Source organism: Pseudomonas fluorescens (assembly GCF_000967965.1).
Classification (GTDB): Bacteria; Pseudomonadota; Gammaproteobacteria; order Pseudomonadales; family Pseudomonadaceae; genus Aquipseudomonas; species Aquipseudomonas grandcourensis.
On sequence record NZ_LACC01000064.1, the window covers coordinates 1 to 9,359 of the forward strand.

The following is a 9,359-nucleotide window of genomic DNA, read 5'->3' on the forward strand; positions in this document are numbered from 1 at the left end:
TTTCTTCATCGCATCCTTGGACATGGCGTCTTTTTTCATGCCGTCCTTGCTCATGGAGTCCTTGGACATTGCATCCTTGGACATGGCGTCCTTGGACATCGAATCGGTCTTCTTCATCGCGTCTTTCTTCATCGCATCCTTGGACATGGCGTCCTTGGACATCGAATCCTTGCTCATGCTGTCGTTGCTCATAGTGTCGGCGGCAAAAACACTGGCAGCACCAACGGCCAGGCACATGGACAGAACAACGGTGGTCAACTTTTTCATGATGAATCTCCTTGGAGCATGGGTTTGCGGACGGTGAATGTCTCGGCCGTTCATCAGCTGCCACCGAACCAGTTGTAGCCCTGGTCTTCCCAGTAGCCGCCCGGATAGGTGTTGGTGACGAACATCGCCTGAATGTGTTTGGGGTTCTTGTAGCCAAGCTTGGTGGGCATGCGCAGCTTCATCGGGAAGCCGTATTCGCGCGGCAGCACCGCGCCGTCATACGTCAGCGTCAGCAGGGTCTGCGCATGCAGCGCGGTGGCCATGTCGATGCTGGTGTAGTAGTCGTCGGCGCATTTGAACCCGACGTACTTGGCATCGGTGTCGGCGCCGATGCGCTTGAGGAAATCGCTGAAGCGCACGCCGCCCCAACGCCCGATCGCGCTCCAGCCTTCTACGCAAATGTGCCGGGTGATCTGCTCGGTCTGGGCCATGGCGCGCAGCTCTTCAAGACGCCAGCTGCGTTTGTCGGCGACCAGCCCGGTGACTTCCAGGCGATAGCCCTCCTCCTCCACCGTCGGTGCCTCGTCGATGCCGTAGAAGGCATTGAAGGGAAACGGCCGGGTGATCATCGATTCGGGATAGGTCGGCGCCATCGCATTGGGGTTGAACAGCCAGCCCTGCACCCGGTCGTTGAAGCGCGACATGGACGACAGTGCGGTGTCGACGCTTTCGTTGTCGGTGATGTTGCAACCGGACAGCATTGCCACGCCGCCGAGGGTCAGGCCACGCAGCAGGAACGAGCGGCGCGAGCGGTCTTCGATCTGCGGGGCGAGGATCTTGCGGGCGTCGGTCAGGATCGACGCCTCGTCCAGCCCGGGTACCTGAATGCGCTTTTTCATACCTGCTCCTTGCGGCCGACGATCATGGCCAACAGCGTTTTCGGAACCAGTGCGACCATCACCAGATGCACCGCCACGAAGGCCACCAGCAGCGCCATGGCGAAGAAGTGCACGCGGCGTGCGCCCTCGTAGCCGAACAGCAACTCACGCAGCAGCGGGAACTGCACCGACTTCCACAACACCAGCCCGGAGAGCACCAGCAGCGTGATGTCGACCATCACGAACAGGTACGCCACCCGTTGCACCTGGTTGTAATGACTGAGGTCGGCGTGTCCGAGCTTTCCGCGTAGTGCGTCCCACAGGTCATGCAGCACGCCTTTGGGCGACACCGGGAAGAAACGCCGCTTCAGGCGTCCGCTGAACAGGTTGAAGGCCAGGTAGATCAGGCCGTTGATCGCCAGGAACCACATCGCCGCGAAATGCCATTGCAGCGCGCCACCCAGCCAGCCGCCGAGGGTGATCGACTTGGGAAACCTGAAATCGTAGATCGGCGAGGCGTTGTAGATGCGCCAGCCGCTGGTGACCATCACCAGCACCGCCAGGGCGTTGAGCCAATGGGTCAGGCGTAGCCAGCGTGGATGACTGGACTTGGGTGAAGCAGTGTTCTGCGACATGTCCGGCTCCCGGTTGTTGTTCGTTGGAGCCGATTATGGGAGCCGGAAGATCGCCAAATCCTCACGTAAAGTTAAATTAAACGTGATAACTGCTCATTCACTGCCGACCAAAACCCTGTAGGAGTGAGCCTGCTCGCGATGACGGGCCATCAGTCGACATCAATGTTGAATGACAGACTGCTATCGCGAGCAGGCTCGCTCCTACAGGGTTCTGTGGTGGTCCGCCGGTTGTGCAATTATGGTTAAATGCCGCCCCCCGCAAATTGCCGACCCAGACCAATGAACGCAGATGCCCTCTCCACCCTTCACGACCACCTGCTGACCGCCCTGGCGGTCGCCCCCGCCGAAACCCGCCGCCTGTTCCACGGCCGTGGCCGTTGCTGGCCGGGGCTGGAGCAAGTGACCGTGGACTGGTTGCAAGGCGTAGTGCTGGTGGCGCTGTTCAAGGAGCCGGAAGCGGCGCAACTGGAAGACCTGAAGCAGGTGCTGATGGCGATCACCCAGTCTGAGCAATGGGCCCAGTCCGGCGCCCATACCCTGTTGCTGCAACACCGCTACCTGCTGCAAAGCACCACAGAGTGGCTGCTCGGGGACGTCATCGAGGAAATGACCATCACCGAAGGCGGGTTGAAGTACCGGGTGGACCTGGGCCGCAAGCAGAACACCGGGCTATTCCTCGACATGCGCTACGGCCGCGATTGGGTGCGGGCCAATGCAGAGGGCAAACGGGTGCTGAACCTGTTCGCCTACACCTGCGGCTTCTCGGTGGCGGCCATCGAAGGCGGTGCGAGCCACGTGGTCAACCTCGACATGTCGAGCCCTGCCTTGAACCGTGGTCGCGACAACCACCGGCTCAACGGCCACGACATGAGCAAGGTCGGTTTCCTCGGCCACGACCTGTTCAAATCCTGGGGCAAGGTGATCGGCAAGGGCCCGTACGACCTGGTGATCATCGACCCGCCTTCGTTCCAGAAAGGCAGCTTCCTGCTGACCAAGGACTACCAGCGCGTGCTGCGCCGGTTACCGGAATTGCTCAGCCCTCAAGGTACCGTGCTGGCGTGCATGAACGATCCAGCCTTTGGTGCCGACTTCTTGATCGAGGGTGTGACCCGCGAGGCGCCAAGCCTGCGGTTCGAACAGCGGCTGGAAAATCCGCCGGAGTTCCCGGATGCGGATGTGGAATGTGGGTTGAAGGCGTTGGTGTTCAAGCTGCAGAGCTGAAAGATCGCAGCCTGCGCCAGCTCCTACGGACCTGTGCATACGCCTGTAGGAGCTGGCGAAGCCTGCGATTTTTTGACTTGGATCTCAACGCGGCCGCAACACCAGCGCAAACAACTCGCCATGCCCGTTCACGTTGAGCTTGTGATAGAGATTGCGCCGATGCACTTTCACCGTCTCCGGGGAGATGCCCATTTGCTGGGCGATGGCCTTGCTGGAGAAGCCCTGGAGAATCAGGCGCGCGGTTTCGATTTCCCGCAGGGTCAGGCGTGCGTCGAAGCGATCGAGCAAGGTTGCCAGGTCACCCGCCACAGCCTCGGCGACCGGCCCTTCCGGTGGCAGCAAATCCAGGTGTCGGCGCATCGCCGCCAGCACCCAGTCACGCACGCACAGCAGGCGGCCCTGCTCCTCGAGGCTGAAGCGAGTCGCACGCCCCAGGGACAGGCCGAGCACGGCGCCATCGACGTTGACCATGAACTGCAACTCATCCCCACCGACCACGGTGCTGAAGTAACTCAAGTAGTACTCGCTGTGCTGGAACTGGTCGGGGGCCACCGATTCGAGGCTGTGCAAACCATCGGCAATGCCCGCGCAGGCGGCCTGGTAGAACGGATCGAGCAGGTACATGCCGGCGCGGTAGTCCGCAAGTTCTTCCTGTTCATCACTGTTGCCCTTGGCATCGAAGTCAATCAGCAGGCGCGGCACATGGCCCGGGCGCATCAGCGCCACCAGCGCGTTGTCCAGCGGCACCAGCAAGCGCAAGGTATCGACCAGCGCACGCCAGAAACCGTCCTGCCCCACCGCCGTGAAGACCCGCGCCAGCCCCTGGTGCACCGGCAACTCTTTCAACAACGCGTCCACGCACTACCCCTTTTGAGTAACCCATGATGGGAATGGGTGAAGGCCACCCCGGTCGATACGCTGCAAACTCCTGATTACCACCGGCCGCAACAGGCCAGGAGTGCCGCATCATGAGTCGTCACCGCTTGTATTTCAATCTGGGGTTTGGCGCCTGTCTGGCGGTTTCGCTGTCGGCTTTTGCGGTCGAAGCCCCGACGGTGCACGTGTACAACTGGTACGACTACATCGGCCCCACCACCTTGCAGGACTTCAAGCGTGACACCGGGATTGCGCCGGTCTACGACACCTTCGACAGCGCCGAAGTGCTGGAAGGCAAGTTGCTTACCAGCCGCAGCGGCTACGACGTGGTGGTGGCCAGCAACTTCAGTCTGCCCACGCTGATCAAGGCCGGCGCCCTCGCCCCCTTGCCCCGTGCGCAGATGCCTGACTTCAAGAACATGGACACTGATCTGCTGGCGAAACTCGCCAACAACGATCCCGGCAACCAGTACGCCGTGCCCTACCTGTGGGGCACCAACGGCATCGGCTACAACATCGACAAAGTCCGCGCAGCGCTGGGTGACAAGGCGCCGGTGGATTCCTGGGACCTGGTGTTCAAGGAAGAGAACCTGGCCAAACTCGGCCAATGCGGCGTGGCCATGCTCGACTCGCCGTCGGAGATGCTGCCGGTCGCCCTGCATTACCTCGGCCTGCCACCCAACAGCACCAACCCAGAGGACTACAAGAAGGCCGAAGCGCTGCTGCTCAAACTGCGCCCGCACATCGCCTACTTCAACTCGTCGAAGTTCATCAGCGACCTGTCCAACGGCAACATTTGCGTGGCGGTGGGCTGGTCCGGCGCGATGCTTGAAGCCAAGAGCACCGCCGAGCAGGCCGGCAACGGCGTGAAGATCGCCTACAGCTTGCCCAAGGAAGGCGCGCCGGTGTGGTTCGACACGCTGGTGCTGCTCAAGGATGCCCCACACCCGGAACAAGGCATGGCCTTCATCGACTACCTGATGCGCGCCGAAGTCATCGCCCCGGTCAGCGACCACCTCAACTACCCCAACGGCAACCGCAGCGCGACCACGCTGGTGGCCGAAGCGACCCGCAACAACCCGGCCGTCTATCCGCCGGCTGAAGCCATGGCGACCTTGTTCACCCTCCAGCCTTTGCCGCCTGCCACCGAACGCGTGCGCACGCGAATCTGGAGCAAGGTCAAGAACGGTCAATGAATCCAGCTCTGTTCTGTGGCGAGGGAGCTTGCTCCCTCGCCACAAGATCGAGTTGGCCTGCAAATTTTCTGGAATGAATTAACGATGAGAAAACCCATGAAACCACGCGCCCGTGACCTGAACATCCCGATTGGCCAACTGCAACCCGGCCCGCTCAATGCCATCACCGACGTCCCCGGCGTACGGGTCGGCCACAGCGATGTGCGAGGCCGCACCGCCAATGGCCGCGACATCCTCACCGGCGTCACCGTCATCGAACCGCGCGCCGGTTCCACCAGCCAGCAACCCTGCTTTGCCGGCGTGCATGTGCTCAACGGCAACGGCGATGCCACGGGGCTGGAGTGGATTCGCGAGGCCGGCTTGCTGACCAGCCCCATCGCCTTCACCAACACCCACAGCCTGGGCGTGGTGCGCGACGCGCTGATCGTGCTCGACCGCGAGCAGCAGCCGGATGACGGGCGCCTCTACTGGAACATGCCGGTGGTGCTGGAAACCTTCGACGGCTTGCTCAACGACATCAACGGCTTTCACGTGAAGCCTGAACACGTGGCCCAGGCCGTGCGTTCGGCGACGGGTGGTCCGGTGGCCGAAGGCAATATCGGCGGTGGCAGCGGCATGATCTGCCACGAATTCAAGGGCGGCATCGGCACTGCGTCGCGCCGTTTGAGCAGTGTCCAGGGTGGCTGGACGGTGGGGGCGATCGTCCAGGCCAACCACGGCATTCGCAATGAATTGCGCGTCGATGGCTACCCGGTCGGGCGCTACATGGAACAGGTCGACTCGCCGTTCCTCAAGGCCTCGTTACCCCATCCTGGCATGGGTTCGATCGTGGTCTGCCTGGCCACCGATGCGCCGCTACTGCCACACCAGTGCACCCGCCTGGCCCAGCGCGCCAGCCTCGGCCTGGCCCGCACCGGCGGCGGCAATGAAGACCACAGCGGCGACATCTTCATCGCCTTCGCCACCGGTAACGATCACGTGCCACCGGCTGCCTACGAGAGCAAGAAAGCGCCGACCACCGACAACCTGAGCATGGTCAACAACGACCACATCAGCGAGCTGTTCCTGGCCGCCACCGAAGCCGTGGAAGAAGCCATCATCAATGCCCTGCTTGCCGCCGAAACGGCCGAAGGCAACGGGCATGGGGTGCAGGGGCTGGATACCGAAACCCTGCTCAAGGCGTTGCGCCGCGCCGGCTGGCCGGGGGATACGACTAGCGGTACTTGAGTAAAACACTAGGTCTTTTTAGGATGAACTTACGCAGCCGCTTGTTTGTGCAAGCCGCCGCGTAGGTGGTGAGTGAACTGAACCACTACCAAGCTCACCGCTTGTTTCACGCGCATCTTGAGCCTCACGGCTCCACTTCCTCCCCATCAAGAGCTTTGAGGCTCTTTTTTTTACCTCCGAAAACCATCTACCTATCAATACATCTCCAATGTGGGAGTTGTGATGTTTAGGAGAGTGCGATCAGACCAGGCGCAACCGAGGGCCGGCGGCTGGCACCGCATCGTCACCCAACCGCCCCCGCACAAACTCCTGAGCCTTACGCGTCAACTGGTCCAGATGCCGGTCGCGCTGTTTTTCCGCGTCGGTCATGGCCCGCTTGCCATGCTTTTGCAGCAGGTAGGTATGAATCTGCCGCACTTCCAGCGAGCTGTAGATCGACGCCACATCCAGCAGCGCCATCAAGCCATCGGTGGCGTGGTCACGGGTGTTCATCAACACCTGGGTCGCGCGCACACCCAGCACCTCAAAGCCCATCGCCTCGAAATACGGCACCTTGGCCACCGCGCAGGTCAGTTCGGCATGGGGATAGCGGCCGACCACTTCCCGCAGCATCCGCCGGGCCACGCCCTGGCGCCGATACTCGGCCTGCACCGCCATGTACGCCACGCCGCACGCCTCGGGGTCGTCCTGCACCGGCAGGTACAGCACAAAGCCAGTCACCTTTTGCGGGTCGTCTTCGTCCGTGGCGACAATCAACTCCACGGCAATGCCTTTTTCACCGTTCAGCGCCTCCAGATACAGGTGCACCTCATAGCCGATCGCGTATTGATAGAGGTTGTACAGCAGGTTGCTGGGCGGGATCGCGACCATGCTGATGTCGGTCAGGTTGTCGACCACCATCTGCAGGATCTGGCTATTGATGTGCTCGGGGCACGGGTTCTTGAAGTGGCTGATCAGGGGCATTGCGGTGACAGGCTCCGGGAGGCAAGGGCCGCCTATCATAGCGCGCCTGGCAATTATCACAGCGGTCCGTGGTGTGAGTGGGGGGGAATGGGTGGGTGAAGGCCCCCAACTCTGAGGATTCCCACCCACTGTGCCACTACGACTAAAGTCCAATTAGCCAGCCTATTGATATCAAACAAGTTTTCGCCCCCTCCTCGATTGGCGCACCTCTTGCACCGAGCGAATGACGAACGTCAGCCACGCCGGCGCGCCCCGAGGGGAACAACATGAAAAAAATGCCAGACCTCAAATCGCACGGTTTTTTCAGCAAACCGGGCATCGCCGCTGTGATGCTGATCAACGTCAGCCTCGGCACCGTCAACGCTGCACCGCTTGACGATGTCAGCCCGCCGCCGCCAACAGATCCTTCGGCGTATAGCAACCCGCCGACCGACTTCAAGGCCGCGCTGGATGCCGTAAAGGCCATGCCACCCGCCAACCAGGGCTCCGTCGCTTTGCCCAATGGCGTGTTTGGCACCCGCACCACGCCAACGACCGACAACGTGCTGCCGCCCAGCCTGCAGACATCCTTCAAAATCCCTACCAATGGCAAGCCCAGCCCGTTGTTCGGGGCCCAGCCGTACACTCAGCAATTGCTGCTGTTCGAAGAATTCGGCACGGAGAAACTCGACCCGACACTGCCGCCGCCCCCCCTGACCTTCCCGGTTCCGATCGTCGGCCCGGCGCCCACGCAGGACCCGAACAACATCGCCCGCAGTGGTCCTTCGGCCGCGGCGCTGGAAGCCTTCATGCGCCAGCCGGGGCTGTACCCGTTTCCGTCGCAGTATTCCAACGTGCTGGACCGCAACCCGTGGAAAGCGCAGATCGAAGCCTTCCTCAACCGCCATCCGGTCGGCTCGCCGGCCGAGGGGCGTCCACCAGGAAAAGGCTGGTCGCACCAGCGCTGGAACGAGTTCTACCCGCAGGTCGCCTTCAAGACCACTCAAGCGGGTGCCAAGCTCAACGGCGGCATGCGCGACCGCCGGCAAATGCACAACTACGCCGTCGGTGAGTTCGGACCAGGCGGTCTCTACAACCAGACCTCGGACGCTCCAGTCATTGCGGGCACCACCAAAGGCATCGACACCCGTTTCCATCCCAACTTTCCAATCCAGAACCACAAGGCGCTGTGGACCTTCGACGGCACCTTTCCGCCAAAACTGCTGATGGTGCGGTACGGCCAACCCGTGCTGATGCGCCACTACAACGCCCTGCCGATCGATCCGTCGGCCAACATGGGTTTTGGCCTGCACACCCTCAGCACCCACGAACACAACGGCCACTCCCCGGCCGAAAGCGACGGCTTTTCCAATGCGTTTTTCTTTCCGGGGCAGTACTACGACTATCGCTGGCCGATCCAGTTGGCCGGTTACGACACCATCAACACCAGCGCTCAGGATCCGCGTGCAGCGTTCCCTTGCGCCCCGGGCGAAACCCTGTTCGTCAACGATGCCACGCCGGGTCTCAAGACGTGCAACAACGGCAGCATCAAGATCCGTGGCGACTGGCGCGAAACCATGAGCACCCACTGGTTCCACGACCACATGCTCGATTTCACCGCGCAGAACGTCTACAAGGGCAACGCGGTGATGATGAACTACTACAGCGCCCTGGATCGTGGCAACGAAGCGCTGGAAGACGGCGTCAACCTGCGCCTGCCCAGCGGTTCGGCGTTGCCCTGGGGCAACCGCGACTATGACGTCAACCTGATGCTGGCCGACAAGGCCTGGGACGCCAATGGCCAGTTGTGGTTCAACCCGTTCAACACCGATGGCTTTCTCGGCGATCAGCTGCTGGTCAACTGGCAGTACCAGCCGCGCCTGAACGTGCGGGCACGCAGCTATCGCTTCCGCATTCTCAATGGCTCGGTGTCGCGCTACTTCAGGATCGCACTGGTGCGTGAAGTCGTCGGCACCGGTGGTGAATACCCCGGCCCGGCAGGTTCCGGCCTGTCCTATACCCGCGTGCCGTTCCACTTGATCGCCAACGACGGCAACCTCATGGAACACGCCGTGCCGTTCGACGGCAGCATGGACCTGGACGCCGACGGCGACCTCCAGAACCACAACGCCATCCTGCCCACCATGGGCATCGCCGAGCGTTACGACATCATCGTC

General features: G+C 61.9%; 8 protein-coding genes and 1 pseudogene. 4 read left to right on the forward strand and 5 right to left on the reverse strand.

Annotation, left to right across the window (positions count from 1 at the left end; genetic code table 11):
• The 3 genes from VC35_RS27945 to VC35_RS27955 all read right to left on the reverse strand — a co-directional run.
• Window positions 1–267 (reverse strand): pentapeptide MXKDX repeat protein (locus tag VC35_RS27945; RefSeq protein ID WP_046043967.1); only part of this gene is annotated, 267 nt, incomplete at its 3' end.
• A 53-nt stretch (window positions 268–320) separates the two neighbouring features.
• Entirely contained in the window at window positions 321–1,106 is a 786-nt protein-coding gene (locus VC35_RS27950; protein WP_046043956.1) for a molybdopterin-dependent oxidoreductase, read from the reverse strand.
• The gene (locus tag VC35_RS27955; protein WP_046043958.1) at window positions 1,103–1,720 is read right to left on the reverse strand and encodes a cytochrome b/b6 domain-containing protein; all 618 of its coding nucleotides are present in this window, start codon (window positions 1,718–1,720) and stop codon (window positions 1,103–1,105) included. Before VC35_RS27955 ends, VC35_RS27950 begins: the two co-directional genes overlap by 4 nt.
• A gap of 279 nt (window positions 1,721–1,999) precedes the next feature.
• Here VC35_RS27955 and VC35_RS27960 point away from each other — a divergent pair, with 279 nt between their 5' ends.
• Window positions 2,000–2,941 carry a class I SAM-dependent methyltransferase gene (locus VC35_RS27960; protein WP_046043960.1) on the forward strand — a complete coding sequence of 314 codons (942 nt, stop codon included), beginning with the start codon at window positions 2,000–2,002 and terminating at the stop codon, window positions 2,939–2,941.
• An 84-nt stretch (window positions 2,942–3,025) separates the two neighbouring features.
• On the opposite strand, the gene VC35_RS27965 is transcribed toward VC35_RS27960, so the two are convergent.
• The gene (locus VC35_RS27965) at window positions 3,026–3,799 is read right to left on the reverse strand and encodes a helix-turn-helix transcriptional regulator (protein WP_046043961.1); all 774 of its coding nucleotides are present in this window, start codon (window positions 3,797–3,799) and stop codon (window positions 3,026–3,028) included.
• Between the two features lie 110 nt (window positions 3,800–3,909).
• On the opposite strand from VC35_RS27965, the gene VC35_RS27970 reads away from it, so the two are divergent.
• Both VC35_RS27970 and VC35_RS27975 read left to right on the forward strand, forming a co-directional pair.
• Entirely contained in the window at window positions 3,910–5,013 is a 1,104-nt protein-coding gene (locus VC35_RS27970) for an extracellular solute-binding protein (protein ID WP_046043962.1), read from the forward strand.
• A gap of 96 nt (window positions 5,014–5,109) precedes the next feature.
• Window positions 5,110–6,240, forward strand: a complete 1,131-nt coding sequence (locus tag VC35_RS27975) for a DmpA family aminopeptidase (protein WP_046043963.1) — start codon at window positions 5,110–5,112, stop codon at window positions 6,238–6,240.
• Between the two features lie 240 nt (window positions 6,241–6,480).
• Here VC35_RS27975 and VC35_RS27980 read toward each other — a convergent pair whose 3' ends face one another.
• On the reverse strand, window positions 6,481–7,203 hold the full coding sequence (locus VC35_RS27980; RefSeq protein WP_046043964.1) for a GNAT family N-acetyltransferase: 723 nt from the start codon (window positions 7,201–7,203) through the stop codon (window positions 6,481–6,483).
• 266 nt (window positions 7,204–7,469) lie between these two features.
• Here VC35_RS27980 and VC35_RS27985 point away from each other — a divergent pair.
• Window positions 7,470–9,359 (forward strand): annotated as a pseudogene (locus tag VC35_RS27985) (copper oxidase); the annotation flags it as partial.

What these genes read in the sequence shown, in the direction of transcription:
- VC35_RS27955 (WP_046043958.1), bottom strand. Translation starts at nt 1,720, where the DNA reads ATGTCGCAGAACACTGCTTCACCCAAGTCCAGTCATCCACGCTGGCTA.
- VC35_RS27970 (WP_046043962.1), top strand. Translation starts at nt 3,910, where the DNA reads ATGAGTCGTCACCGCTTGTATTTCAATCTGGGGTTTGGCGCCTGTCTG.
- VC35_RS27980 (WP_046043964.1), bottom strand. Translation starts at nt 7,203, where the DNA reads ATGCCCCTGATCAGCCACTTCAAGAACCCGTGCCCCGAGCACATCAAT.
- VC35_RS27975 (WP_046043963.1), top strand. Translation starts at nt 5,110, where the DNA reads ATGAAACCACGCGCCCGTGACCTGAACATCCCGATTGGCCAACTGCAA.
- VC35_RS27960 (WP_046043960.1), top strand. Translation starts at nt 2,000, where the DNA reads ATGAACGCAGATGCCCTCTCCACCCTTCACGACCACCTGCTGACCGCC.
- VC35_RS27950 (WP_046043956.1), bottom strand. Translation starts at nt 1,106, where the DNA reads ATGAAAAAGCGCATTCAGGTACCCGGGCTGGACGAGGCGTCGATCCTG.